A 25475-nucleotide genomic window follows, 5' to 3' on the forward strand; every position below is an offset into this window, starting at 1 on the left:
CGATGAAAGACGCCCCCGCCGATCTTTCGCCGCTGGCGGCCGTCTATCTGCAGCGACGCGAGGACATGCGCCGGTTCTTCCTGGCGCGGCTGGGCGGTCGTGGCGAGGTCGAGGACCTCGTCCAGGAGCTCTACCTCAAGGTCCAGGCGGTCACCGAAGAGCCGATCGAAAACCCGCAGGCCTATCTCTACCGCCTCGCCTCGAACCTGATGCTGGACCGGCTGCGCCAGGCCAAGCGGGCCGGCGCGCGCGACACGGAATGGCGCCGGACGAACCATGCCACGGTCGGCGTGCTCGACATCGCCGACACCCCGGACGCCGAAAGCGCGGTGATCGCCCGCCAGCGGCTGGAGAAGCTGTCGAAGGCGCTGGAGACCCTGGCGCCGCTGACCCAGCGCGTCTTCCGCCTGCACAAGTTCGAGGGCCTGACCCACGCGGAGACCGCCGAGCGGATGAGCATCTCGCGCAGCGCCGTCGAAAAACACGTCAGCCTGGCCCTGAGCCATCTGGTCAAGCGGGTGGGCCGATGACGACTGTGACCTATTGGCCTCACCTTACCGGGATGTGGAGAGACGGTTGCGGCGGCGTGACGTCAATGGGACGACGCCCGTTGCAGACCTGGCGCGAAGGAAGCGCGAACCGCCGATGACGAAGTCCGTCGACCACGATCCGATCCAGCAGGCGGCCGCCGACTGGTTCGCCAGGCTGCAGGGCGATCGTGCCCTGGAGGACTGGACGGCGTTCCAGGTCTGGCTGGAAACCGACCCCGCGCACGCGGCCGCCTATGAGGCGGTCGAGGCGGTGTGGCTCGACCTCGACGACCTGCCCGCCAATGACACCGCGCCCGATCCGGTCGTCGCCGCGCCGCTGGCGGCCAATGTCACGCCCCTGCGCCGGCCCACCGGAGCGCCTCGGCGCGGTCTACTGATCGGGCTCGGCGTCGCGGCGGCCGCGGCCATCGTGGGTCTGGTCGCCGTTCCGCGTTTCACCCAGCCCACCTTCACCGACTATTCGACCGGGCGCGGCGAGACGCGCGAGATCACCCTGGCCGACGGCTCGCGACTGACCCTGGGCGCCAGCACCACCCTGCGAGTCAGCCTTGGCGCCCGGCAGCGCGACGTGACCCTGGTCGATGGCGAGGCCAGCTTCGACGTCGCCCACCTGGAGGAACGCCCCTTCGCGGTAGCCGTGGGCGACCGGCAGGTGCGGGTTCTGGGCACGGAATTCAACATCCTCAACCACGCCGGAGACCTCGCCGTCTCGGTGCGCCGCGGCCTGGTGTCGGTCTCGGGCGGCCCGGAAGGCGCCGTGCGCCTGGTCCGCGGCCAGCAGCTGGCCAAGACGCCAGGCGCGGCCGCCAAGGTCACCGCAGTCCAACCCGACGCCGCCTTTGCCTGGAAGTCCGGCAAGCTGATCTACGACAAGACGCCGCTGACCCAGGTCGTCGCCGACCTCAATCGCTATGTCGCGACACCGATCCGCGTTGATCCCAACGCCGCCTCGGTGACAGTGTCGGGCGTGCTGCTCGTCGACGAGGAGGCCGCCATGATCCGGCGCCTGGAACTGTTCGCGCCTATTGTCGCCGAGGCGACGCCCACTGGGGTCATCCTCAAGGCCAAGTCGGCGCGCCGCTGACCGTGGGGGGCAGAACCGACCGCGGCGGCCGCCTGTGGGCCGCGGCCCTGGGCGTTGGCCTGACGGGCCTCGCCGGCTCGGCCGAGGCCGCACCGCGCCTGCTGGCCGGCCGCCAATCTCCCGTCGTGCGCCTGCAGATCGCCGCCAAGCCGGTCCACGCGGCCCTGATCGATTTCGCCCTGCAGGCCGAGTTGTCGCTGGGCGGCGACCTGGACGCCTGCCGAGGCCAGTCCCCGGCCCTGGCCGGGCGCCTCTCGGCCTCGGCCGCGCTCGACCGCCTGTTGGCCGGTAGCGGCTGCAGCTACAGCCAGCCCGATCCGCGCACGGTGATCATCCATCGCCTGGCCGCCGCGCCGCGGCCAGCCAAGCCCATACCGGCGGTCACGCCGCTGGGCCTGGGCGAGGTAGTGATCACGGCTCAGCGCTATCCCAACCTGCCAGGCCGCACGCCCTACGCCATCTCGGTGGTCTCGGGCGGCGCGATCGAGCGCGAGGCGGTGGCCAGCCTCTATGACCTGACCGGCCAGATCGCGGGGATGACCGTGACCAATCTGGGCCCTGGCCGCGACAAGGTGCTGCTGCGCGGCCTGTCGGACGGCGCCTTCACCGGCCAGACCCAGTCGATGGTGGCGCTCTATCTCGACGACGTGCCGATCACCTATAGCGCGCCCGATCCGGACCTGCGGCTGGCCGATGTCGAGCGGGTGGAGATCATGCGCGGCCCGCAAGGCACGCTCTATGGCGGCGGCTCGCTGGGCGGGGTGATGCGGATCGCCACCCGCAAGCCCGACCTGGATCGCTACCAGGCCAGCGTTCTGGCCGGCCTGGGCTGGACCCAGGGCGGCGGTCGCAGCGACGAGCTGGAGGCGATGGCCAACCTGCCGCTCATCCACGGTCGCGTGGCGTTGCGGGCCGTGGCCTATCTCGAGACCCAGGACGGCTACATCGCCAATCGCGCCCTGGACTTGCGCCGCGTCAACGGATCCGAGCGCGCGGGCGTTCGCGCCAGCCTGCGCGCGGCCCTGACGCCAGGCTGGACCCTGACGCTGGGCGTCACCCAGCAGTGGATCGACAATCACGACACCCAGTACGGCCTGCGGCGGCTGGGCCCCAAGGTCCGCGACACGGTCGTGCGCGAACCGCACGACAACGACTTCGATCACCTCTCCCTGACCCTGACCGGCGAAGGCGGCTGGGGGCGCATGACGGGCTCGGTCTCGCAGCTGTCGCACCACTTCGACAGCCGCTACGACGCCACCTCGGTCTCGACGCTCTACGGCCTGTCCGGCGCGCCAGCGGCGTTCGACGAGGACAAGGGCATCGACCTGACCGTGGCGGAAGTCACCTACGCCACGCCGGGCGAACGTCGCCTGCACGGCCTGGTTGGCGCCTTCGCCTCGACGGGGTCGATCCGCCTGAAAACCAGCCTGCACGCCCTCCCCGCCGGCTCCACGGCCGCCTATGCCGAGCGGCGACGCGACGAGATCCGGGAAGTCGCGCTCTACGGCGAAGCGACGTTCGATGCGACCCCGCGCCTGTCGGCGACAGCGGGCATACGCTGGTTCGATTTCAAGTTCGACACGACCTCCCTGGTCACCCAGTCGGCGGGCCAGCGCCAGACAGACCAGGCGGCCGACGCCGCCGGCTTCTCGCCCAAGGTGCTGGTCAGCTACGACGCCCGGCCGGGCCTGCTGGTCTACGCCCAGGCCGCCGAGGGCTACCGGCCGGGCGGCTTCAATACCGCCGGCCGCATCGGCCAGGTCTTCGACGCTCCCTTGACCCCGCCTCGCCGCTACAAGGCCGACGAGCTGTGGAACTACGAGCTGGGCGTCAAGCTACGCGCCTTCGATGACCGTTTGCAGGGGCGCGCGGCGGTGTTCTACGCAGCCTGGGAGTCGGTGCAGAGCGACCAGTACATGGCCGACGGCGCGGCCTACACCGCCAATATCGGCAATGGCGACAACTGGGGCGTCGAAGCCGAGGCCGCCTTCCGGGTCAGCGAGCGGCTGGACCTGCGCGCCGCGGCGCTGCTCAACGACCCGGAAGTCACCAAGCTCAACCCGGCCTTCAGCACGAAGAAGGACGTCAGTCTTCCCGGCGTGGCGAGGGCTTCGGCCAGCCTAGGCTTCGACTATCACCGGGATCTGGCGCGCGGCCCGACGCTGAGGCTTCAGGGCCAAGCCACCTATGTCGGCGGCTCCTATCTGACCTTCGAGGCCGACACGGCCCACGAGATGGGCGAGTATCTGGGCCTGCGCGGCGTCGCCAGCCTGACGACGCCAGGCTGGACCCTGGCGGCGACGTTGGACAATCCCCTGAACAGCCACGCCAACAGCTTCTCGTTCGGCAATCCTTTCCTGATCACCCGCGACCAGATCGTCACGCCGCCGCGTCCCCGCACCCTGAGCGTGCGCCTGACCGCCCGCTTCTAAGCGCGGCGCGGCAACCGCGTCTTATAAACCGACTGACCTTCGAGGTCGCAGAACTCGATGTCCAGCGCTTCGGCCTCCAGCCTGAAGGCCGCGAAGCCGGGTCGCGACAGATGAAACCGCGTGCCCGTCACCGCCTCGACCTTGTCCAGGGCGTCCGCGCCGGATCCGGTACAGACATAGTCGACGCTTCCCCGGCGAATGTGCTGCAGGCTGTGGTCGTGGCCGTTGACATAGACCTGGACGCCATGGGCCTCGAGCAGCGGCGCGACCTTTTCCACGAGCTCGGGACTGTCGCCGTGGCCGCCCGAATAGACGGGGTGATGGCCCATCACGATCTTCCACGGCGCGCGCGAAGCTTTCAGCGCCTGCTCCAGCCAAACGATCTGCTCGGCGCCGTCGTAGCGCTCGCGATGGCCGCGCGCCATCTGCTGGAGCATCTCGTCGTAGTTGCTGTGGTCGACCAGCGGGGCGGTGTCGATCACGAAAAGATCGAGCAGGCTCGAGCCCAGCGCCTCGCCGCCGATCTTGAAATAGCGGCTGGGCATGCGCCAGCGATGGCTGAGTGCGGTGTAGTCGATCTGAGCCTGGGCGACCCCGCGATAATCGTGATTGCCGAGCGCGGCGTACCACGGGGTCTGCAAGGCCGGAGCGTCGTAGACCGCCTCGAAGGACTCGCGCCAATGGGGATCGTCCACCGAGGTGACGCCCGCCGGATAGAAGTTGTCGCCGGCCGCCAGCACGAAGCGGCTGGCCAGATCCTGCGCCGCCGCGCCCATGGCCCGGGCGACCTGGCGCTGGGAGCGCTTACCGCGACGGCCCCAGTCGCCCAGCGCCACGAAGCTGATCGCCTGATCCTCGGCGGCGGCCGGCGCGGTCCACGCCGCGCTGGCGGCAAGGCCGGCCAGAAGCGCGCGACGGTCCAGGGACGATTGGGACACTCAGGGCCTCCGGAAGGATCCAGGCCCCGATGGCCCGTGCGTTCAAGGACGCCGTCGTCGCGCGGGCCTCTCATCGATTTGGCGGCGGGAGCATCCGCACACAGATGATCAGCCGGTCTCGGCGATGTCCACACGGGACGGCGGCTCTCGGGGACATCGGCGATATCGTGAGAGGTGGGTCTGCCCATGGCGTCATTGGCGACATCGACGTCATCCACAGCAGGATCGCCCATGAGATCGTCTTGTTTGCCCGTCCGTAAGGAACGCCGTCTCGCACACTGGGCCTTCCGCCGCAGTTGGACCGGCCTGCTTCTAAGCTGTGCGATTGCGACAGGCGCCGCGGCCCAGGCCATCGAGCCCGATCCGCTGGCCGCCGAGCTGGCCACGCTCCAGACACCCGTCAAAGACCCTCTCCAGCGCCTCAATCGCGTGAGCTTCGGCCTTGGCATGGCCCTGGACCACGCGGTCCTGGGGCCCGTCGCCCACGCCTATGTGGCCGTCGCGCCCGCCTCCGCGCGAGCCAGGGTCGATGCGGTCATCACCAATCTCGGCGAACCCCGGACGGTCCTCAACGATTTGGCCCAAGGCCATGCCCGGCGCGCCGAGACAGCGACGTCGCGCTTCGTGATCAATTCCTCGGCCGGATTGCTTGGGCTGTTCGACGTCGCCGGCAAGATGGGCATCGCCCATCACCGTAGCGACTTTGGCCAGACGCTCGGCCGATATGGCGTCGGTCCAGGCGCCTATCTCTATGTTCCATTGCTGGGTCCCTTGACCGTTCGCGACGCCGTCGGCCGGCTGGTCGATGGCGCAGCCGACCCCGTCACCCGGATCGGCGGCGGCCACGGGACAACGTTTGGCACGGTCCGTCAGAACGCGAGCCGGTTGAACACCCGCGTCAAACTCGATGGGGGCCTTCGCGCGCTGGACGACGCTACCGATCCTTACGCCAGCATGCGGTCGGCCTACCTCCAGCATCGGGACACGATCGTCCATGAAGCGACGGGAGAGGCCGAAACCCTGCCCGATTTCTGACATCCCCCCAGGCGCGGCGCGGGCCGAACCCGCGCCGCGTCGCCGTCAGAAGCGGGCGTTCAGGCTCACCTTCGCCGCCCGCCCCGAGGCCGGCGAGATGTTGTTGTTGCTGTCGGCGTACTGGAAGTAGCGCTTGTCGAGCAGGTTCTCGACATTCAGCTGCAGATCGTAGGTCTTGTTGACCCGGTAGTAGAGCGCCCCGTCCACGCGAGTGTAGCCAGCCAGCGAGACGGTGTTGTCGGTCGCGGCGAACCGCTTGCCCATGCTGGTCACGCCGATGGCGCCGCCGAAGGTCTTGGTCGGGTCATAACGCAGCCACACCGCGCCCGACGACTTGGGCACGTGGTTGACGCGGTTGCCGGCCCGCACCGTCGCCGACTGCGAGTCCAGGAACTTGGCGTCGGTATAGGTGTAGGAGGCCACGATGCTGAGCTGGCGGGTGATCTCGCCCTGGGCGCTCAGCTCGACGCCCTTGGACCGCTGACGACCGATCGGGATGGTCGGCGAGGCGGCGTTGTTCGGGTCGCTCAACGCCAGCACGTTGTCGCGGTCCAGCTGGAAGATCGCGGCGGCCAGGTTGAAGGTCGGCAGGATGTCCCACTTCGCGCCCAGCTCGTAGTTCTCGTACTTTTCCGGATCCAGGCTCTGGTTGGAGAGGCTGAGCGCCGACAGCTGGTCGCCGCCGCGTGGCAGGTAGCTCTTCGAATACGAGGCGTAGATCGAGGTGTTGGCGGCCGGCTTGTAGATCGCCCCTACCCGCGGCGACCACAGATTGTCGGTGGCGCTGAAGTCGCGCTGCGTGCCGGCGGCCAGGAACGGGTTCCGGTTGGTGACGTCGGTCTGGTAGTGCTCGTAGCGCACGCCGGCGACGATCTGCAGCGCCGGCGACAGCTCGATCTGGTCCTGGACGTAGCCGGCCGCCAGCTTGGCGACGCTGAAGTTATGGCCGCTGGTGGCGGCTTCACGCCATTGGATGTCCGGACGGCTGATCCGCGAGGCGGACACGGGCACGAAGATCGTCTGCACGCCGCTGGCGCTGGTCGCCGTGGGGAAGAAGCCTTCGGTGCGCAGGTTGCTGGTGGTCTGACGGCCAAACTCGGCGCCGACCAGCAGGGTGTGTTCGATCCCGCCCGTCTGGACCTTGGCGTTGAAGTCGGTCTGGTTGATCAGGTTCCGACGCTTGGCGCCGTTGTTGTAGGCGCTGATGGCCACGATCGAGCCAGGCGCATAGACGCCCGCGGCCAGGCCCGCCGGGTTGGTCTGGGCCGTGGTGTTCACCGCGCCCGGGAAGACGTTCTGGTAGAAGCGGTCGTAGTAGGCGTAGCGCGTGCGGTTTCGGATCGACATCGTGTCGCTGAACCGGTGCTCGACGAAGACCGTGCCGGCGTTGGAGTCGATCCAGTTCGGGCTCTGGGCCGGGTCGCCGACGAACTGGCTGCGTGGCGTCTCCAGCGGCTTGCCCTGATAGGATGACACGCCGCGATCGCCGATGCGCTTGTCGTGGAAGCGCTCGTAGCCGATCGACAGGGTGGTGTCCGGATCGAGCTTGAAGGTGGCGGTCGGGTTGAAGCCCCAGCGCTTGTTGTAGACCCCGTCACGGAAGCTCTGGCTGTCCTGCCAGACGCCCGCCGCGCGCAGCGAGATCGTCTCACTGACCGGCGCGCCCAGATCGACCTGGCCGCGATAGTGATCGTAGCTGCCGACCTCCACGCGCGCACCCAGATGCTGCTGGCCGTCGGCGACCTTGGTCACGCGGTTGATCAGGCCCCCGGTGATGCCGCGACCGAAGATCATGGCGTTAGGGCCCTTGAAGACCTCTAGGCGCTCGATGTTGTAGAGGTCGCGATAGCTCTGGGTGTCGTCGCGCACGCCGTCGACGAAGAAGCTGGCGGTCGTCAAGTTGCCACGGAAGCTCAGGGTGTCGCGGTTGTTCTCGCCCTGCGAGGAAAAGACGCCCGGCACGTAGCGGACGGCGTCACCAATGCCGTTGGCGGCCTGGTCCTCGATCTGCTTGACCGAGACGACGTTGACCGCCTGGGGCACGTCGATCAGCGCCGTCGGCGTCTTGGTGGCCGAGGTGATGGCGCCCGTCTTGTAGGACGTCTGGCCCGTGATCGTGACGCCGCTCACCTCGTTGGCGGTCTGCGCCAGAACCGGCGTGGCCAGAAGGGCCGCCGTCGAGGCCAGAAGCAGGGCGCGCGACGGCGCGCCGCGGAACACGCGGTTGATCGACATGTGATTGAAATCCCGGACCTGAAGCTCGCTTAAGTGCGAACGATTTTCATTCGCGCCGTATAGCGCCAGGTCCGGGCCGGCTCAGCCGAAAATTTCAAAGCTTGGGAATTTGTATAGCAGCGGAAATAAGCCTGTAATTTCCGCGATCCCTCACTCCCACTCGATCGTGCCGGGCGGCTTGCTGGTCACGTCGTAGACGACCCGGTTCACGCCGCGTACTTCGTTGATGATGCGCGTGGCGGTCTTGCCCAGGATAGACCAGGGGAATTCGAAGAAGTCGGCGGTCATGCCGTCGGTCGAGGTGACCGCGCGCAGGGCCAGGACGTTCTCGTAGGTGCGGGCGTCGCCCATGACGCCGACGGTCTTGACCGGCAGCAGCACGGCGAAGGCCTGCCAGATCTGGTCGTAGAGGCCGGCGTTGCGGATCTCTTCCAGATAGATGGCGTCGGCGTCCTGCAGGACCTTGACCTTCTCGGGCGTGATCTCGCCGGGGATGCGGATGGCCAGGCCCGGGCCGGGGAACGGATGGCGGCCGACGAAGGCCGGGGCCAGGCCCAGCTCGACGCCCAGGGCGCGGACCTCGTCCTTGAAGAGTTCGCGCAGCGGCTCGACCAGCTTCAGCTTCATGTAGTCCGGCAGGCCGCCGACATTGTGGTGGCTCTTGATCACCGCCGAAGGACCACCGCGGGCCGAGACGCTCTCGACGACGTCGGGATAGAGCGTGCCCTGGGCCAGGAACTGCGCGCCGTCGATCTTGGCGGCTTCCTTGTCGAAGACCTCGATAAACAGGCGGCCGATGGTCTTGCGCTTGGTTTCCGGGTCGCTGACGCCGGCCAGCTCGCCCAGGAACAGGTCGCCGGCGTCCACATGGACCAGCGGGATGTTGTAGTGGTCGCGGAACAGGGTCACGACCTGGTCGGCTTCGTTCTTGCGCAGCAGACCGGTGTCGACGAACACGCAGGTCAGCTGGTCGCCGATCGCCTCGTGGATCAGGACGGCGGCCACCGAGCTGTCGACGCCGCCCGACAGGCCGCAGATCACCTTGCCGGTCCCCACCTGGTCGCGGATCTTCTGGACCATCTCCTGGCGGAAGGCCGCCATGGTCCAGTCGCCCGTCAGGCCGGCCAGGGCCAGGAAGTTCTTGTAAATCTTGGCGCCGTTGACCGTGTGATAGACCTCCGGGTGGAACTGGAGGGCGTAGATCTGCTTGGCGTCATTGGCGATGGCGGCGAACGGCGCGCCGTTCGACGTGCCGATGACCTCGAAGCCTTCCGGGATGGCGGTGACGCGGTCGCCGTGGCTCATCCAGACGGTTTCCAGCTCGCCGACGCCGGCCAGGCCTTGGAACAGCGGGCTGACCTTGCCGACCGTCAGTTCGGCGCGGCCGAACTCGCCGGCGTGGCCGCCTTCGACCTTGCCGCCCAGCACGTCGCACAGCAGCTGCTGGCCGTAGCAGATGGCCAGCAGCGGCAGGCCCAGGTCGAACAGCTTGCGGCCGATGCGGGGGCTGTCGTCTTCCAGCACGCTGGCCGGGCCGCCCGACAGGATGATGGCCGAGGGCTTGTAGCTGTCGACCAGCTCTTCAGCCTTGTCGAACGGATGGATCTCGCAATAGACGCCGGCCTCACGCACCCGGCGGGCGATCAGCTGGGTCACTTGGCTGCCAAAATCGACGATCAGGACGCGCTGGTGGTTGGGTTCGGTGGTCATCGGCAAATCTCCAGCGGTCTAGCGGTCAAGGTCAGGGCGTGTACGAGGATCGCTCCAGCACGGCGGCGAAGAAGCCGTCGGTGCCAGCGCGGTAAGGGGTCAGGCGCAGATAGCCTTCGGGCGTGACGTGCTCGACGCCTTCGAGGGCGATCGGCTTCACGGTGAATTCGGGGTGGCGCTCGAGAAAGCCGGCGACACGGTCCTCGTTCTCGTCGGTCAGCAGCGAGCAGGTGACATAGACCATGCGGCCGCCGGCCTTCACGAAGGTCGAGGCGTCCTCCAGGACCGAGTCCTGCTCGATCTGGCGCTTGGCCAGCTGATCGGGCGACAGACGCCACTTGGCGTCCGGGTGGCGTCGCCAGGTGCCGGCGCCGGTGCAGGGGGCGTCGACGAAGACGACGTCGATCTTGCCTTCCAGGCCCTTCAGCGGCGTGGCCTCGATCGGCGAGCGGATCTGCAGGTTGCGGACCCCTGCCCTCTGGCCGCGACGGATGGTGTCGGCCAGGCGGCGGGCGTCGCTGTCGTGGGCGAAGATCTGGCCGGTGTTGCCCATGGCGGCGGCCAAGGCGAGCGTCTTGCCGCCCCCGCCGGCGCAGAAGTCCAGCACCTGCTTGCCCTTCACCTCGCCGGCCACGGCGGCGGCGATCTGCGAGCCCAGGTCCTGAACCTCGAACCAGCCCTTGGAGAAGGCCGGCACGGCTTCCACCGACGGCGTGCGGTCGGCGGCCTCGGGCGCGGGGATGCGGAAAGCGGTGGGCAGGACACCGGCCGGGACGGCGCCGATCAGCGCGACCGCTTTTGCGCCGCGCTCGGCGTCGGTCTTCAGGGTGTTGATGCGCAGGTCGACCGGCGCGCGCTCCGACAGCGCCCGCATCTCGACGGCCTGGTCGGCGCCGAAAGTGCGAACCAGCCGCTCTTCCAGCCAGTCGGGATAGTCGCCGGCCACCGGGGCCGGCGCGCCGTCCAGCGCGACGGGATTGGCCAGGCGTTCGCGCTCGCCGTCGGTCAGAGCGCCGAAGCCGTGCTCTTCGGCGGCCGCTTCGGCGATCCGCTCGGGCGTCCACGTCCAGACGAAGGCCAGGACGCCCAGCATCACGCCGCGCGCGCTCGTATCGCCCATCATCCAGCCCAGCGAGCGCTTGCGACGCAGGGCGTCCAGCACCAGGCCCGAGACGAAGGCGCGGTCCTTGGAGCCGGCGTAGCGCGCGGTCTCGCCCCAGCGCTTCAGAGCCATCTTCGAGGGAAAATGCCGCGTCTCGATCTCGGTCAAAACCTCGATCGCTGCTGAAACCCGTCCGCCGTCTCGCATCAGACCACCAGGGCCGCGAGCAACATCAAGATCCCGACCATCGAAGCGACCCAGGCCAGGCTGCGTACATAAGGCACGCCGAACGCATAGAGCGGAATATAGACGGCGCGCGCGGCCACATAGGCCACCGCGCCGTAGGCGGTCAGGTCGCCCAGACGACCGCCCAGATAGTCCACGATCACCAGCACCGCGAAGAACGCGAACGTCTCACGGAAGTTGGCGAAGGCGCGTTCCAGGCGCCCCGCGACGCCGGTCAGCACGACCGGCTCGTCGCGGGGACCCGTATTCCACTTCAAGCCGCGCTGAGGCTGGGCGGCCGCGGCCGCCCACAACAGGTGGACGATCCCGATCAGGACCGCCACCGCCAGCATCTGCAGCTCGAAGGCCATCCGCATCGCCTAGACCGCGCTCGGATAGTTCGGGGCTTCGCGCGTGATCATCACGTCGTGGACGTGGCTTTCCCGCAGGCCCGCGCCCGTGATGCGCACGAACTTGGCGCGCTTTTGCAGCTCGGCGATGGTCGGCGCGCCGACATAGCCCATGGCCGCCCGCAGGCCGCCGACCAGCTGGTGCAGCACCGGCGAGATCGGGCCCTTGAACGGGGTTTGGCCCTCGATGCCTTCCGGCACGAGCTTGAAGTTGTCCGTCACTTCCTTCTGGAAGTAGCGGTCGGCCGAGCCGCGGGCCATGGCGCCCACCGAGCCCATGCCGCGATAGCTCTTGTACGAGCGGCCCTGGTACAGGAACACCTCGCCCGGCGCCTCTTCGGTGCCGGCGAACATCGAGCCCATCATGGCGGTCGAGGCCCCGGCCGCGATGGCCTTGGCCAGGTCGCCCGAGTACTTGATGCCGCCGTCGGCGATGATCGGGGTGTTGCTCTCACGACCGGCGCGCACGGCTTCCATGATCGCGGTCAGCTGCGGCACGCCCACGCCCGCGACGATGCGGGTGGTGCAGATCGATCCCGGGCCGATGCCCACCTTCACCGCATCGGCGCCGGCGTCGATCAGGGCGCGGGCGGCGTCGTAGGTGGCGATGTTGCCGGCGACGATCTGGACGCGGTTGGCTTCGCGCTTCAGGCGCGAAACCGCTTGAGCGACCTGGCTGGAGTGACCGTGGGCGGTGTCGATGACGACGACGTCGACGCCGGCGTCCACCAGGCCCATCGAGCGCTCGAAGCCGGCGTCGCCGACGGTCGAGGCCGCGCCGACCAGCAGGCGGCCCTTGTCGTCCTTGGCGGCCAGGGGGTGAGCCTGGGCCTTCTCGATGTCCTTCACCGTGATCAGGCCGACGGCGTGATAGCCCTCGTCGACCACGATCAGGCGTTCGATCTTGTGCTTGCGCAGCAGTTCGCGGGCTTCGGCCTGGTCGACGCCCTCGTTGACGGTGATCAGGTTCTCGCGGGTCATGATCGCCGAGGCCGGGACGTTGGCGTCGCCCTCGAAGCGCATGTCGCGATTGGTGACGATGCCGACCAGCTTGCCGCTGCCGCGCTCGACCACCGGGAAGCCCGAGATCTTGCGACGCGCCGTGATCTCGCGGATCTCGGCCAGGGTGGTGTCGGGATGGATGGTCAGCGGATTGATGACCATGCCGCTTTCGTAGCGCTTGACCTCGCGCACCTGGTCGGCCTGCTCCTCGTTGGTGAGGTTGCGGTGCAGGATGCCCAGGCCGCCGGCTTGGGCCATCGCAATGGCCAGGCGGCTTTCGGTCACCGTGTCCATGGCGGCGGACACGAGCGGAATGTTCAGACTGATTTCACGCGTGAACCGGGTCTCGGTCGTCACCTGGGTAGGCATGACGTCGGACGGGCCGGGTTCGAGCAAAACGTCGTCGAAGGTAAGCCCTTCGCGAATCTCCATCGGAGTCTCCATTTTGCGGCGCGTATGTAGCCGCGAGGCCGGCGGTTGTCGAGGCGTGGAAAGCGCCTTCTTGAGGCAAATTTGTGCGCCGCGTCACGATACTGGTTCGGCGCGCAGCCCCAAACGCTCCGCGACAACGGCCAAACGCTGGTCCCGGGTCCAGAAACGTGAGCCCGTCAACCTGGCGCTGGCCAGCAGATGGACATCGACATAGCCGACACCAAGACCCTGCAGGCGATTGGCGTCGATGAAGCCTAACACCTCGTCGGCGGCGGCGACCTTGGCCTGCGGCATCTGCCGCAACGCCTCCAGCACGGCTGCCCGTTGGCGCAGGTTGCCGAGGGCCAGTTCGCCGACCACGAAAGGATGAGCCAGCACCCTGCCCCCGCCCAGCAGCCTAACGAGGGCAGCGCTGGAGGTCCGCAGATGATCGATCCAGATAGAAGTGTCGACCAGGATCACGCCGGCTCGGACCGACGACGCGGAATGTCATGCAGTTCGGGTTCGCTGCCGCCGAGCAGCGCCAGTCGGCGGGCGCTCTCACGCTCCACAAGCGCCTTCAGAGCCTCGCGAACCAGAGCGGCCCTTTCCTCGATCCCCGTCAGAGCGGTCGCCCGCGCCAGCAGGTCATCGTCGAGCGCCAAGGTTGTGCGCATGCGGGCAATCTCCTTTGGCATCAGAATAGCATCGAATGATGTCATAATCGATGCCTATCCACACGTGCCACTTGCATTTCCAAAATCGATAAACCAAAATGGAACAAAAAGGGAACATCCATGACCGACAGCATCGACCTTGGGCCACAGCTTGAAGCGGTCGTCGACGATCTGATCGCGAAGGGCCGATACGGCTCTAGGCGCGAAGTGCTTCGCGAGGGCGTGCGACTGGTGCAGGAGCGTGAAGCTAGGCTGGCTGCGTTGGAGGCCGCGCTAGCCGAAGGTCTGGCCGATATCGAGGCTGGACGGACCTATCCGATGGATGAAGTCTTCGCGATGATCGAAGCCGATCTTGAGCTGCTGTCAAACCCCGCTGCGGGCCTCGCCGAAGGATGAGGACCAGTCTTTCCAGCGTCGCCATGTCGGATCTGCGATCCATCGTCACCGGCATGACCGAGAAACGCCTCATCCTGGCGCGCAGGATCGCTCTGGAATTTCACGTCGCCTGCCAAGCGCTAGGCGAAACACCAGAAGCGCACGCCAAGCTCCAGCACCTGCTGGATGGTGAGGTTCGGCGTCGCCCGATGGGACGCTTCTCCGTCTACTATGGACTGTGGAAGAACGAGGTCATCGTCGTCCGCATGCTGGAGAGCACCCGGCACGTGGCCGCGCGACCATCCCCTACCGCCCCTTGAACCCCGTCGCGACCAGGAAGACCTCCGAGCTGTCCGCCCGGCTGGCCTTGGGCTTGTAGTGCTGGACCTTGTCGAAGTGCTTCTTCAGCCGGGCGATGACCTCGGCCGTCTCGCCGCCCTGGAAGGCCTTGGCGACAAAGGCGCCGCCGGGCTTGAGGACGTCGATGGCGAACTCGGCGGCGATCTCGATCAGGCCGACGATGCGCAGGTGGTCGGTCTCGCGGTGGCCGACGGTGTTGGGGGCCATGTCCGACAGCACGACATCGGGCTGGCCGTCCAGCAGTTCCAGGAGCTGGGCCGGCGCGTCGTCGGCGGTGAAATCCATCTCCAGCAGGTGCGCCGGGGCTACAGGATCGACGGGCAGCAGGTCGATGCCCGCCAGCTGGGTCACGCCGCGCTCGACGGCGATCTGCAGCCAGCCGCCGGGCGCGCAGCCCAGGTCGATGACCTTCGCGCCCTTGTGGAAGAAGCGGAACTTGTCATCGATCTCGCTGATCTTGAAGGCCGCGCGGCTGCGATAGCCCAGGGCGCGGGCCTTGGCCGAGAACGGGTCGTTGATCTGGCGCTCCAGCCAGGCCTGCTGGCTGGGCGTGCGACCGTAGGCGGTCTTCAGGCGCGCGGGCTTGGCGCGGCCGCCTTCGTTGCCGCCGGCCGGCGGCTTGACCATACGTTTGCGGGGCGGTTCTTCGTCGCTCATGCGGCTACCGGTTTCTTTGAAGAGCCGCCGCGACGGCGCCGACGCGGGCGCTTCTGCTGGTCGGACATCAGGGACATCAGGAGGCCCTCTCTAAGGCCTCGGTCGGCGACACGCACGCGCGAACATGGCCACAGCTCCTGCACGGCCTGCAGGATCGCGGCGCCGGCCAGGACCAGATCCGCCCGATCGGCGCCGATACAGGGCTCCAGCGCGCGCTCGGCGGCGGTCAGGCCTTGCAGGCGCTCGGACGCGGCCTCGCAGTCGGTGCGGTCCATCCACAGGCCGTCGACGACGTTGCGATCATAGCGCGGCAGGCCCAGGTGCAGGCCGGCCAGGCTGGTGATGGCGCCCGAGGTGCCGACCAGGTGCGCCCTGCCCTCGGCGAAGATCTCGCGCATCGGCTCGGCGTGCGGAAAGGCCTCGATCCGCGCCTTGACGTCCTCGACCATGGCCCGGAACCAGCCCTCATCGGCGCGTTCGCCCTCGGGGAAACGCTCGGCCAGGGTGACGACGCCCACAGGGATCGACAGCCAGGCCTTGATCGGCAGCTTCCAGGCGGCGAACTGGCGTGGCTTGGCGTCGAGGCCGCCACCCTTGAGGTCGACCCAGGACAGCTCCGTCGAACCACCGCCGACATCGACCACCAGGGCCGCGTCCTGCTCGCGGTCGAACAGGCTCATGCAGCCGGCCACCGACAGCTGGGCTTCCTCGCGAGGGCTGATGATCTGCAGCTTGAGGCCGGTCTCCTCGTGCACCCGGCGCACGAAGTCGGGACCATTGGTCGCGCCCCGGCAGGCCTGGGTGGCCACGGCCTTCACGCGGATCGCCTTGCGACGGCGGATCTTCTCGGCGCAGACCTTCAGGGCCGCCAGCGAGCGCTCCATGGCCGCGTCCGAAAGCTCGCCGGTCTGCGACAGACCCTCGCCCAGGCGCACGATGCGGGAATAGGCCTCAACGACGCGGAATCCGCGCGGCGTGGGCGTGGCCACCAGAAGGCGGCAGTTGTTGGTCCCCAGGTCGAGGGCCGCGTAGCACGCAGCCGCGTCATCCTGAGACCGCCGACGCCGGCCTTGCGGAGCGGCGCCGGGCGCGCGCGGCGCCTCCGACATGGTCTCTACCTGTCTCGCAGGTCTTCGCGAACGGTGCGAAGCCTCACTTCGAGTCGACCATAGCACGCTGTTCGCCTGCCGGAAGGCGCCCGCTTGTCATCCGGGTTCGGACATCAGACCGTTCAGGTTTCAGTCAGGTGAGCCGGCTATCCTTAACGCCATGAACTCTCGACTCGCCAAATTCGCGATCGGCCAGGTCGTCCGGCACCGCATCTTCCCGTTCCGGGGCGTGGTGTTCGACGTCGACCCGGTGTTCGCCAATACCGAGGAATGGTGGCAGTCCATTCCCGAGGATATCCGGCCGACCAAGGACCAGCCGTTCTACCACCTGCTGGCCGAAAACGACGACAACAGCTACGTCGCCTATGTCTCCGAACAGAACCTGCTACCCGACGACAGCGGCGAGCCGGTCGGTCATCCGCAGACCGCGGTGATCTTCGAGTCCTTCGATCACGGGCTGTACAAGCTTCGTCCCCGGATTTCCCACTAGGCGAAACGTCTATCCGCCGACCTGCCCTTTTGGCGCAAACTGCGAACAGCAATTGCGAAATTCGGGGCGTAGCGTCATCGCATGAGCGGAGATGGTTTTAGCAACGGGCCGCCCCCAGGCGCCCGCCCCGACTGGACGATCGATCAGGGCTGGGAGAACTACTCCCAAGCCGAGCACGACGTCTGGATCACCTTGTACGAGCGCCAGGCGGCTATGCTGCACGGCCGCGCCTGCGACGCGTTCATGCGTGGCCTGGACGCGCTGGACCTGCACCGCACGGGCATCCCCGACTTCAACCGCATCAATGAGGAACTCCAGCGCCTGACGGGCTGGAGCGTGGTCGCCGTGCCGGGCCTGGTGCCCGACGACGTGTTCTTCGACCACCTGGCCAATCGCCGCTTCCCGGCCGGCCAGTTCATCCGCAAGCCGCACGAGTTGGACTACCTGCAAGAGCCGGACATCTTCCACGATGTCTTCGGCCACGTGCCGATGCTGACCGACCCGGTCTTCGCCGACTACATGCAGGCCTATGGCCAGGGTGGGCAGCGGGCGCTGGGCCTGGGCCGCCTGAAGAACCTGGCTCGCCTCTACTGGTACACGGTGGAGTTTGGCCTGATGAACACGCCTGCGGGCCTGCGCATCTATGGGGCTGGCATCGTCTCGTCGCGGACGGAGTCGATCTTCGCCCTGGACGATCCCTCGCCCAATCGCATCGGCTTCGAGCTGGAGCGGGTGATGCGGACCAACTACCGGATCGACGACTTCCAGCAGGTCTATTTCGTGATCGACTCGATCCAGACCCTGCAGGAAGTGACGCTGCGCGACTTCGGCGCGATCTATGACCGCATGGCCGTCGCCACGGACATCGGTGTCGCCGAGATCGTTCACGGCGACACCGTCATCACGCGCGGCTCCCAGGCCTATGCGAAGGCCGGCGGGCGTTTGGCGACCGCCTCGGCGGGCTGACCCTTCAGGCCAAACAGGATCCGCACGCCGGGGATGCGTCGCACCGCTTCGTAGGTCGCGAAGCACCCGGCGAAGGTGGCGACGACCAGGATCGCACCTTCCAGGGCCAGAGGCAGGTGAAGCTTGGCCAGGTGGTGGGCCATGACCACGATCAGGGTCTGGTGCACGAGGTAGAACGGGAAGACGCCCAGGGTCAGGTAACGCAGCGCCGGCCCTCCCCGGTTCGCCAGGTGCTTGGCCCCAAAGCCCAGGATCGCGACGATGGCGCACCAGCCCTGGATCGCGAAGACGAAGCGGCCGGCCAGGCCTGCCAGCGGCGACGGCTGCGGCAGGCCGTCGTGGCGCCAGTAGGTCCACACCATCCACGACCAGACCGCCCAGGCCACGACGGCCAGGACCAGGGTCGGCCAGCGCGCCGCGGTCAGGCGATCGCGCAGCAGCTGCGACTTGGCCAGGCCAAAGCCCAGCAGGAAGGCGCTGAACGAGACGGCGTGCACATAGGGGTCGTCGACCAGGGCATGGGTCTCGCCGAACTTGGCGTAGAGGGTGGCGCGCAGCATCCCCAGGAACAGCACCGGCCAGACGAACAGGCCCACGCCCTTCAGCAGCCATTCGGCGCCCTTCTGGATGTGCTCGCCGGCCTTCTTCCAGACCAGCAGCATCGCGGCCAGAACCATCGTGTATACAAAGAGATAGGCCACGAACCACATGTGGTTCCAGGTTGGGGTGATCAGGCAATTGCCGTCCGTCCCGCACCAGTGGCCCGAGGCCGTGGCGTAGCGGATCCAGAAGTTGTCGACCGTCAGCGGCGTGCCCGGATGGGCCGCGATGTACTCCACGATCTGGTAGTAGGACTGCGGCGGCACAACCACGAACATGGCGAAGATCAGCGGCGGCAGCAGCCGGGCGATCCGCGCCGTAGTCAGTTTCCCGACGCTGACCTTGTCGGCCATGAACCGCGTCGCCGCGCCCGAGACCAGGAACAGCAAGGTGAGCCGCCAGGGATTGGTCATCAGCATCAAGGGCTCCAGCGCCTCGACCGGATGCGGGGTCTTCACGTGCCAATCCCAGGGCACGTAGAACATGCCGGTGTGGTACAGGATCAGCAGGAAGAACGCGCCGACCCGAATCCAGTCGAGGTCGTAGCGCCGGTCCAGGGGTGGTAAGGTCGTGGTCATGAAGAGGCGTCCTTGGTGAAGAGCGACGCCAAGGACCTGCCGCACGACGCCCAAACCGGCCAAGCGCTGGGTGACCAGCGGTCGCTGGCTGGGACGACCGGAAAAGCTTCAGGGACGAGCGGCGGGCCATTCGGGATGACCGGCGAAGAGCGCCTTTGGCTGACACGGGCGTGGTTGCTTGGCGTCGCGCTGGTCGGCGCTATCGCCTTCGTCAACGTCCTGACCATCCAGCACGACGCGCCGCGCCTGGGTGTGATCCGGCCAGCGATCTGGGAGGTCAGCAGCGCGCTGGTCACCTTCTGCATCTTCACGATCCCGGGCGCGATGGCGTTCTGGATGGTGCGGACCCAGCCGCGCTGGTGGCTGGCTGTCCCGGCGCATCTGGTCACCGTGCTGATCTATTCGATCCTGCATGTCTCGGGCTTCATCGTGCTGCGCAAGCTGGGGCATCAGGCGCTGCTGGGCGAGCGCTACCAGTTCGGCCCGTTGTCGACCGAGTTCCCGTACGAGTTCCGCAAGGACATGATGTCGTACGGCCTGGCGACCATCATCTTCTGGCTGGCCCTGCGCCGCAGCGGCCAGAAGCCCGAGACGCAGGCCCCCGCCCCGCCCGCCACCTTCGATATCCAGGACGGCGCCCGGCTGATCCGCGTGCCGGTGGCCGAGATCCTGGCCGTGCGCTCGGCGGGCAACTATGCCGAGTTCGTACTCGCCGACGGCCGCCGCCCGCTGACTCGCTCGTCGCTGAGCGCGGTGCTGGAGGGCCTGGCCCCGCACGGCTTCGTCCGCACCCATAAGTCCTGGCTGGTCAATAAGGCGCGGGTCACGGGCCTGAAGCCCGAAGGCTCGGGCGACTATTCCGTGGAGCTAGGCGCGGTGGAGGTCCCGCTGTCGCGGCGGTTCCCCGAAGCGCTCGCAACCCTGCGCGGCTAGAACAGCAGCATCCCCATCAGGATGTCGTCCTCGAACCGGCCGTCGGGCAAGCGCCCTCGCGCGATCTGACGCCCCTCGTGCTTGAAGCCGAGACGTTCGTAGAGCCGCATTGCGCCGTGATTGCCGGCGCCGGTCTCCAGCTCGATGCGCAGGATTTCAGGCTGGGCGGCCTTCGCCCAGGCGATCAGGGCTTCGAACAGCTGTGAGCCGATCCCCAGCCCCTGTCGCTGCGGATGCACCGCCACGGTCAGGCCGCCTAGCACGTGATTGAAGATGGCCAGGGGTTCGCGGCTGGCGTGGATCTCGCCGCAGATGAAGCCGTCCGCCTCGACCGCGACCAGGCAGACGTCGTTGGCCAGGGCGTAGTCGCCATAGTCCGGCGTCACCTCCTCAGGCCGGCGGGCCAGGCCGCCGGGGATCGAGGCGACGGCCAGGTGCAGGGCGACGATGCCCACCCGATCGGCCGGCGTGGCGGGTCGGACCGAGACGCTCACGCGGTCCTCTGGAACGGATAGAAGTCGCCGCCCAGGTCGAGGATCCGAGTCAACTCGTCCAGCGCCTCGCGGCTCTCGGTCAGCAGCAGCGGGTCGGCCAGGTCGGCCGGCGCCAGGCGGTCGCGATACCGGCGTGTGACCCAGTCGGCCAGGATCGTGTGCAGGCCCGGCAGGAAGCGTTGGGCCGGATTGGCGGCGTCCAGCTCGGCGTCGGTCAGCACCACCCGCAGGCGCAGGCAGGCCGGTCCGCCGCCGTTGCGCATGCTCTGGCGGACATCGACATACTCCACGCGGCCGATGGGACCGTTCGAGGACGCCAGGCTCTCGGCCACCGCGAAGGCGCGGGGATTGTCCCGCGTCTCGGCGGGGGCCAGCAGCACCAGGCGGTCCTCGCCAAGCACGACCAGCAGCTGCGAATTGAACAGGTAGCTGGCCACGAGGTCGGCCATCGGCAGGTCGGCTTCCGAGACCTCGACGAAGGCCGGCTCGAACAGGCCATCGGCGGCGGCGCGGACCTGGCGCTCCATCCCGGCGCGATCCTCGAAGGCGCGTTCGTGGAAGAACAGGCACTCGCGGGTGCCGACGCAGACCACGTCGTTGTGGAACGCCCCGCCCTCGATCGCCGCCTTGCCCTGTTGCGGGAAGACGGCCCGCGCCGCGCCGTGGCGACGCTGGATGGCTTCGAAGGCCTCGCGGGTCTGGCGGGCCGGGAACTTGCCGTCCCAATGCGTCCAGGCCTCGCGACCCCAGACGAACAGGTTCACCCCCGGCGCGCCATGCTCGGCGCAGAGGCGCACATGGTTGGCCGCGCCCTCGTCGGCGAAGTGCGGCTGGGCCGGCAGCGGATCGTGGACGGCGAAGCGGGCCTCGTCCGGGAACAGGCGGCGCAGGGCGCGCGTGGTCTGCGGGCCTTCCAGGCTGCGGTGCAGGTTGGTCAGCAGATTGGCCGGGGTGAAGTGCACGCGGCCGTCGGCCGTGTCGGCGCTGGGTGTCACGGTGGCGGCGTTGGCGGCCCACATCGGCGAGGCCGAATAGGCGGCGGCGGCCAGGGCCGGCGCGTCCTTCCAAGCGGCTTCGATCACCGCTTCCTCGGAGCCCGAGAAGCCCAGCGACTTCAACAGACTTATCGCCGGCCGCTCATGCGGCGGCAGCACGAACTGCGGGATGCCCAAGTCCGAGAGCCGGCGCATCTTCCCAAGGCCTTCCAGGGCCGCGCCACGCGGGTTGGAGACCTCGCCGGCATTCTTGGCGCTAGCCAGGTTGCCGGGCGAAAGACCGACGTAGCTGTGGGTTGGCCCGACCAGGCCGTCGCAATTGACTTCCCAGCTCATCCGCGCAGGCCCTTGATGTCCTTGGATGTGTCGAGCACCGCCCCGGCCTCGAAGCTGGCGACGGGATAGGCGCAGTAGTCGGCGGCGTAATAGGCGCTGGGCCGATGGTTGCCCGAAGCGCCGAGTCCGCCGAACGGCATCGAGCCGGCCGCGCCCGTGGTGGGCCGGTTCCAGTTCACCACGCCCGCGCGGATGCGGTTCAGGAACTGATCCCAACGCTTTGACTCACCTGAGATAAGTCCCGCCGATAGGCCGTAGCGCGTGGCGTTGGCGGCCTTCAGCGCGTCGTCGAAACTGGCCACGCGGCGCACCTGCAGCCACGGCGCGAACAGCTCCTCGTCGGGGGTGTCGACCCCGGTCACGTCCACGAGGCCAGGGGTCACAAAGGCCTCGCTGAGCCCCTCGATCGCGCCAAGCGAACGAATGCGATCACCGCCCATGGTGTCGGCCACGGCGCGCGCGGCCTTGGCGGCGCGGGCCGAGATCAGCGGGCCCATGAAGGCTTCGCCCTCGCCGTTCCAGGGACCGATCGACAGCCGCTCGGCCAGCCCCGCCGTCGCCTCGATCACCTTCCGCCCGAAGGCGTCGTCCGGCACGATCAGCCGTCGCGCGCACGAACAACGCTGACCGGTGGTGATGAAAGCCGACTGCACGACCAGGGCCGCCACGGCCTCGGCGTCGTCGGCGTCCCAGACCACCAGCGGATTGTTGCCGCCCAGCTCCAGAGCCAGGATCACGTCGGGCCGGTCAGCGAAGTGGCGGCGGAAGAAGGTCCCCGCCGTGGCCGAGCCGGTGAACAGCAGCCCGTCGATCGGCTGGTTGATCAGCGCCTGGCCGGTTTCCCGCCCGCCTTGGACGAGGTTGACGACGCCCGCCGGCACGCCGGCCGCTTCCAGCGCCTCGACCATCAGTTGGCCGGCCAGGGGCGTCTCTTCCGAGGGCTTGAAGACCACCGTGTCACCCGCCAACAGCGCCGGCACGATGTGGCCGTTGGGCAGGTGGCCGGGGAAGTTGAACGGCCCCAGCACCGCCATGACGCCATGCGCCCGGTGGCGCAGCACGGCGCGGCCGAACGGCATGGCTGTCTCGGTGACGCCGGTGCGCTCATCATAGGCCTTGATCGAAAGATCGACCTTGCCGGCCATCGAGCCCAGCTCAGCCTTGGTCTCCCACAGCGCCTTGCCGGTCTCGCGGCTCAACGCCTCGGCGAAGGCGGTAGTGCGCTCGACCAGGATCTCCTTGTAGCGACGCAGGACCGCGATCCTCTCCTCGCGCGGCTGGTCGGCCCAGGTCGGGAAAGCGCGGTGCGCGGCGGCCACGGCCTCGGCCACATCGGCCTCGGTCGCCGTCGCCTCGCGCCAGACGGTCTCGCCAGTCGCAGGATCGGTCGAGACCAGTTCTGGCCCCTGCCCCGAACGCCACTTTCCGTCGATGAATAAGCCGCTCATGCCTTCACCCGCACCATGTCGCCTTCACTCACGCCCAAGGCCTGCGCCGCGTCGCGTCCCAGGATCGCGCTCTCGCCATCGACCAGCACGGGCGCACGCACGGCGCGGAACCGCGCCACCTCGCCGGTGGAGACCAGGGCCTCCTCGCCAAAGGCGTCCTCGCCGATCTTCACGCGCAGCCGCCTCGCCTCGCGCACGGTCTTGATGTCGTCGCGACGCGCCGCAACGGTCGGCCCGGCGTCGAAGATGTCGATCAGGCCCTGGTAGCGGAAACCTTCGGTCTCGAGCATGGCCCGCGCCGCCTCGCCTTCGCGGTGGACCCGGCCCAGCACCGCGCTGGCCTGCTCGGGCAGCAGCTCGGCATAGATTGGGTGACGCGGCGCCAGGTCGAGGATGAACTGGCCGTCGGTCGAGGCGCTCATCATGTCGGCCTCGTCGAACTCCAGGCGGAAGAACTTGCTGGCCACGTGGTCCCAGAACGGACAGCCGCCATCCTCGTCGAACCAGCCGCGCAGCTCGGCCAGCACCATCTCGGCGAAGCGCTGGGGCTCCAGGCCGATCAGCATGTAGCGCGACTGGGCCAGCAAGCGCCCCGCCCCGCCCTTGCGTCGCTCGGGCCGGAGGAACAGCGAGCCCACCTCCGACCAGCCGGCGCATTCGTTGACCAGCACCAGGGCCCGGTGGTCGAAGCGCTTTTCCAAGGTCGGCGACGATTGCGCCAGGGTAACCACCCGGAACGAGAAGTGCGGGCGCTTGAGCCCCACCCCCGCCTTGACCCCGGCGACGCCGATCACGTCGCTGGTCTCCAGGTCCTCCAACATCAGGGTGTACCAGGCCTCAGGCGGGGCGACATTGGCCTGGAAGCTGGCTTCGGACAGGGCCAGACGGGCGCGCAAGGTCGGCTCGTCCTCGGGCAGGCTGGTGAAGCCGCGCCCGGACAGCACGGCCAGCTCCATCAGGGCGTCGAAGTCGGGAGAACCGGCGGGACGGACGACGAGCATCTAGTTTGCCTCCATCGCGGAACGGATCGCTCTGGCGTCGATCTCGCCGCTGGCCAGTTTCATCAGGATCAGGGCCGAGAGCTGGGCGCGCTCGACGAAGCTTTCGGGAAAGGCGTGCTCGGCCTCACTGTGGATGTCGCCGCCCCGGACGCCCAGGGTGTCGACATTGGGCAGGCCGGACGCGAACAGGTTGTTGCCCTCGCAGACCCCGCCGGACGGCTTCCAGGCGATGTCCTGGCCCAACAACGCCCCGACGTCCTTCACCGCCCCGAACAGCTGCTGCTGAGCGGCATTGAACGGTTTGGCGCCGCGGGTGATCAGGCCGTGCAGGTGGGCGTGCAGATCATCGCCGATCTCGCCGACGATGCGGGCCACCTCGCCCTCGAACCAGGCGGCGGCCTGCGCCTCCGGGAAGCGGACGTTGAAACGCACCACCGCCACGTCCGGCACCATGTTCAGCGGCGCGCCGCCGTCGATGCGCGAGACATTGACGGTGACGCCGTCGCGCTGGCCGTTCAGGCCGTGCAGCTTCTCAGCCACCCTCGCCGCGCCTATCACCGCGTTGCGGCCGGCGGCGAAGTCGCGGCCGGCATGGGCCGCGCGGCCATGGATGACGATGTGGAAATTGCCCGAACCCTTGCGCGCCGAGGCCAGGGCCCCGTCGGCCAGGGCCGGCTCGTAGGTCAGGCCGACATGGCCCCGCCGCGCGAAGTCGGCCAGCACCGGCCCTGAGGCGATCGAGCCAATCTCCTCGTCGGGGGACAGCAGCACGCGGTAGCCGACATTGGCGGCGTCAGGCGATCGCTCGAATGCCTCCAGCGCCGCCAGCATCACCGAGATGCCGCCCTTCATGTCGGCGATACCAGGACCGTGCAGCGCGCCGTCGGGGCGGGTGCGGACGACCTGGAACGGGCTCGTCTCGGGATAGACGGTGTCGTAGTGGCCGGTCAGCACGACCTGAACGGGGGCCTCGGGACGGACCACGACGGCCAGGGACGGCGGATGGGCTAACTCGGTCTCGCGGCCGTCGGCGGCGACTTCGCGCGAGGGCGACAACGGCACGTCGATCGGCGCGGCCGGCAGGCGCGAAGCGGCGTCGAGCAGGATTTGCCTCTGGCGCTCCAGGCCCGCCAGGTGGCGGCTGCCGGAGTTTGTCGCGCACCAGGCCACGGCGCGGTCGACGATCTGGCCGCCGTCACGCGCGATGTGATCCAGAACGGCGCGATCTTCTGAATTGAGATGCATTTAGGCCGGTCCTCCCTCAGTCACGATAACCAAGGGCCGCGGGTAAAACGTTGTCACCTCACCTGAGGAAACCGGT

Annotated in this window: 25 protein-coding genes; 9 read left to right on the top strand and 16 right to left on the bottom strand. The window is 68.3% G+C overall.

Going from position 1 to position 25475, the window contains the following annotated elements; all coding sequences use genetic code 11:
• The first annotated feature begins 2 nt into the window (after positions 1-2).
• The 3 genes from AC1RRR_RS05990 to AC1RRR_RS06000 all read left to right on the top strand — a co-directional run bounded on the left by AC1RRR_RS05990 (position 3) and on the right by AC1RRR_RS06000 (position 4067).
• Positions 3-530: an RNA polymerase sigma factor gene (locus AC1RRR_RS05990; RefSeq protein WP_492811338.1), complete on the top strand. Its 528-nt coding sequence runs from the start codon at positions 3-5 to the stop codon at positions 528-530.
• A 115-nt stretch (positions 531-645) separates the two neighbouring features.
• Entirely contained in the window at positions 646-1635 is a 990-nt protein-coding gene (locus AC1RRR_RS05995; protein WP_492811339.1) for a FecR family protein, read from the top strand.
• Between the two features lie 2 nt (positions 1636-1637).
• Entirely contained in the window at positions 1638-4067 is a 2430-nt protein-coding gene (locus AC1RRR_RS06000; protein WP_492811341.1) for a TonB-dependent receptor, read from the top strand.
• Here the strand turns inward: AC1RRR_RS06000 and AC1RRR_RS06005 are convergent.
• Positions 4064-5005 (bottom strand): purple acid phosphatase family protein, encoded by a 942-nt coding sequence (locus tag AC1RRR_RS06005; RefSeq protein ID WP_492811343.1) that lies wholly within the window; start codon positions 5003-5005, stop codon positions 4064-4066. The genes AC1RRR_RS06000 and AC1RRR_RS06005 overlap by 4 nt on opposite strands.
• A 246-nt stretch (positions 5006-5251) precedes the next feature.
• Here AC1RRR_RS06005 and AC1RRR_RS06010 point away from each other — a divergent pair, with 246 nt between their 5' ends.
• Positions 5252-6040, top strand: coding sequence for an MlaA family lipoprotein (locus AC1RRR_RS06010; protein ID WP_492811345.1), 789 nt, complete (start codon positions 5252-5254; stop codon positions 6038-6040).
• 45 nt (positions 6041-6085) lie between these two features.
• Here AC1RRR_RS06010 and AC1RRR_RS06015 read toward each other — a convergent pair whose 3' ends face one another.
• The 7 genes from AC1RRR_RS06015 to AC1RRR_RS06045 all read right to left on the bottom strand — a co-directional run bounded on the left by AC1RRR_RS06015 (position 6086) and on the right by AC1RRR_RS06045 (position 13812).
• Positions 6086-8275, bottom strand: coding sequence for a TonB-dependent receptor (locus AC1RRR_RS06015; protein ID WP_492811346.1), 2190 nt, complete (start codon positions 8273-8275; stop codon positions 6086-6088).
• Positions 8276-8425: 150 nt separating this feature from the next.
• On the bottom strand, positions 8426-9985 hold the full coding sequence (guaA, locus tag AC1RRR_RS06020) for a glutamine-hydrolyzing GMP synthase (RefSeq protein ID WP_492811348.1): 1560 nt from the start codon (positions 9983-9985) through the stop codon (positions 8426-8428).
• Between the two features lie 31 nt (positions 9986-10016).
• On the bottom strand, positions 10017-11294 hold the full coding sequence (locus AC1RRR_RS06025) for an RsmB/NOP family class I SAM-dependent RNA methyltransferase (protein WP_492811350.1): 1278 nt from the start codon (positions 11292-11294) through the stop codon (positions 10017-10019).
• Positions 11294-11689, bottom strand: a complete 396-nt coding sequence (locus AC1RRR_RS06030; RefSeq protein WP_492811352.1) for an MAPEG family protein — start codon at positions 11687-11689, stop codon at positions 11294-11296. Before AC1RRR_RS06030 ends, AC1RRR_RS06025 begins: the two co-directional genes overlap by 1 nt.
• Positions 11690-11692: 3 nt before the next feature.
• Positions 11693-13156, bottom strand: a complete 1464-nt coding sequence (gene guaB / locus AC1RRR_RS06035) for an IMP dehydrogenase (RefSeq protein ID WP_492811353.1) — start codon at positions 13154-13156, stop codon at positions 11693-11695.
• A 93-nt stretch (positions 13157-13249) separates the two neighbouring features.
• Positions 13250-13618, bottom strand: coding sequence for a type II toxin-antitoxin system VapC family toxin (locus AC1RRR_RS06040; RefSeq protein ID WP_492811355.1), 369 nt, complete (start codon positions 13616-13618; stop codon positions 13250-13252).
• Positions 13615-13812, bottom strand: a complete 198-nt coding sequence (locus tag AC1RRR_RS06045) for a type II toxin-antitoxin system VapB family antitoxin (protein WP_492811357.1) — start codon at positions 13810-13812, stop codon at positions 13615-13617. Before AC1RRR_RS06045 ends, AC1RRR_RS06040 begins: the two co-directional genes overlap by 4 nt.
• Positions 13813-13932: 120 nt before the next feature.
• On the opposite strand from AC1RRR_RS06045, the gene AC1RRR_RS06050 reads away from it, so the two are divergent.
• Positions 13933-14208, top strand: coding sequence for a type II toxin-antitoxin system ParD family antitoxin (locus tag AC1RRR_RS06050; protein ID WP_492811358.1), 276 nt, complete (start codon positions 13933-13935; stop codon positions 14206-14208).
• Positions 14209-14231: 23 nt separating this feature from the next.
• Positions 14232-14507 carry a hypothetical protein gene (locus AC1RRR_RS06055; RefSeq protein WP_492811360.1) on the top strand — a complete coding sequence of 92 codons (276 nt, stop codon included), beginning with the start codon at positions 14232-14234 and terminating at the stop codon, positions 14505-14507.
• Here AC1RRR_RS06055 and AC1RRR_RS06060 read toward each other — a convergent pair.
• Both AC1RRR_RS06060 and AC1RRR_RS06065 read right to left on the bottom strand, forming a co-directional pair.
• Positions 14494-15204 carry an RlmE family RNA methyltransferase gene (locus AC1RRR_RS06060; protein WP_492811362.1) on the bottom strand — a complete coding sequence of 237 codons (711 nt, stop codon included), beginning with the start codon at positions 15202-15204 and terminating at the stop codon, positions 14494-14496. The two genes, AC1RRR_RS06055 and AC1RRR_RS06060, sit on opposite strands and share 14 nt — an antisense overlap.
• Positions 15201-16313 carry a Ppx/GppA phosphatase family protein gene (locus AC1RRR_RS06065; protein WP_492811363.1) on the bottom strand — a complete coding sequence of 371 codons (1113 nt, stop codon included), beginning with the start codon at positions 16311-16313 and terminating at the stop codon, positions 15201-15203. The genes AC1RRR_RS06060 and AC1RRR_RS06065 overlap by 4 nt, the downstream gene beginning before the upstream one ends.
• Before the next feature lie 160 nt (positions 16314-16473).
• Here AC1RRR_RS06065 and hspQ point away from each other — a divergent pair, with 160 nt between their 5' ends.
• Both hspQ and phhA read left to right on the top strand, forming a co-directional pair.
• Positions 16474-16803 carry a heat shock protein HspQ gene (gene hspQ, locus AC1RRR_RS06070; RefSeq protein ID WP_291873144.1) on the top strand — a complete coding sequence of 110 codons (330 nt, stop codon included), beginning with the start codon at positions 16474-16476 and terminating at the stop codon, positions 16801-16803.
• An 81-nt stretch (positions 16804-16884) separates the two neighbouring features.
• Positions 16885-17769: a phenylalanine 4-monooxygenase gene (gene phhA / locus AC1RRR_RS06075; RefSeq protein ID WP_492811364.1), complete on the top strand. Its 885-nt coding sequence runs from the start codon at positions 16885-16887 to the stop codon at positions 17767-17769.
• On the opposite strand, the gene AC1RRR_RS06080 is transcribed toward phhA, so the two are convergent.
• The gene (locus tag AC1RRR_RS06080) at positions 17724-18947 is read right to left on the bottom strand and encodes an acyltransferase family protein (RefSeq protein ID WP_492811365.1); all 1224 of its coding nucleotides are present in this window, start codon (positions 18945-18947) and stop codon (positions 17724-17726) included. The two genes, phhA and AC1RRR_RS06080, sit on opposite strands and share 46 nt — an antisense overlap.
• Before the next feature lie 15 nt (positions 18948-18962).
• Between AC1RRR_RS06080 and AC1RRR_RS06085 the strand changes: the two genes are divergently transcribed.
• On the top strand, positions 18963-19880 hold the full coding sequence (locus AC1RRR_RS06085; protein ID WP_492811778.1) for a LytTR family DNA-binding domain-containing protein: 918 nt from the start codon (positions 18963-18965) through the stop codon (positions 19878-19880).
• On the opposite strand, the gene AC1RRR_RS06090 is transcribed toward AC1RRR_RS06085, so the two are convergent.
• The 5 genes from AC1RRR_RS06090 to AC1RRR_RS06110 are packed head-to-tail and all read right to left on the bottom strand — an operon-like array spanning position 19877 to position 25399.
• Entirely contained in the window at positions 19877-20374 is a 498-nt protein-coding gene (locus AC1RRR_RS06090) for a GNAT family N-acetyltransferase (RefSeq protein ID WP_492811367.1), read from the bottom strand. The two genes, AC1RRR_RS06085 and AC1RRR_RS06090, sit on opposite strands and share 4 nt — an antisense overlap.
• Positions 20371-21705, bottom strand: a complete 1335-nt coding sequence (astB, locus tag AC1RRR_RS06095; RefSeq protein WP_492811368.1) for an N-succinylarginine dihydrolase — start codon at positions 21703-21705, stop codon at positions 20371-20373. Before astB ends, AC1RRR_RS06090 begins: the two co-directional genes overlap by 4 nt.
• Positions 21702-23153 (bottom strand): succinylglutamate-semialdehyde dehydrogenase, encoded by a 1452-nt coding sequence (astD, locus tag AC1RRR_RS06100; protein ID WP_492811369.1) that lies wholly within the window; start codon positions 23151-23153, stop codon positions 21702-21704. The genes astB and astD overlap by 4 nt, the downstream gene beginning before the upstream one ends.
• Positions 23150-24154, bottom strand: a complete 1005-nt coding sequence (locus tag AC1RRR_RS06105; RefSeq protein ID WP_492811370.1) for an arginine N-succinyltransferase — start codon at positions 24152-24154, stop codon at positions 23150-23152. Before AC1RRR_RS06105 ends, astD begins: the two co-directional genes overlap by 4 nt.
• Positions 24155-25399, bottom strand: coding sequence for a hydrolase (locus tag AC1RRR_RS06110; protein WP_492811371.1), 1245 nt, complete (start codon positions 25397-25399; stop codon positions 24155-24157).
• Between the last annotated feature and the right edge of the window lie 76 nt (positions 25400-25475).

The organism is Caulobacter sp. GW821-FHT12D05 (assembly GCF_058807295.1).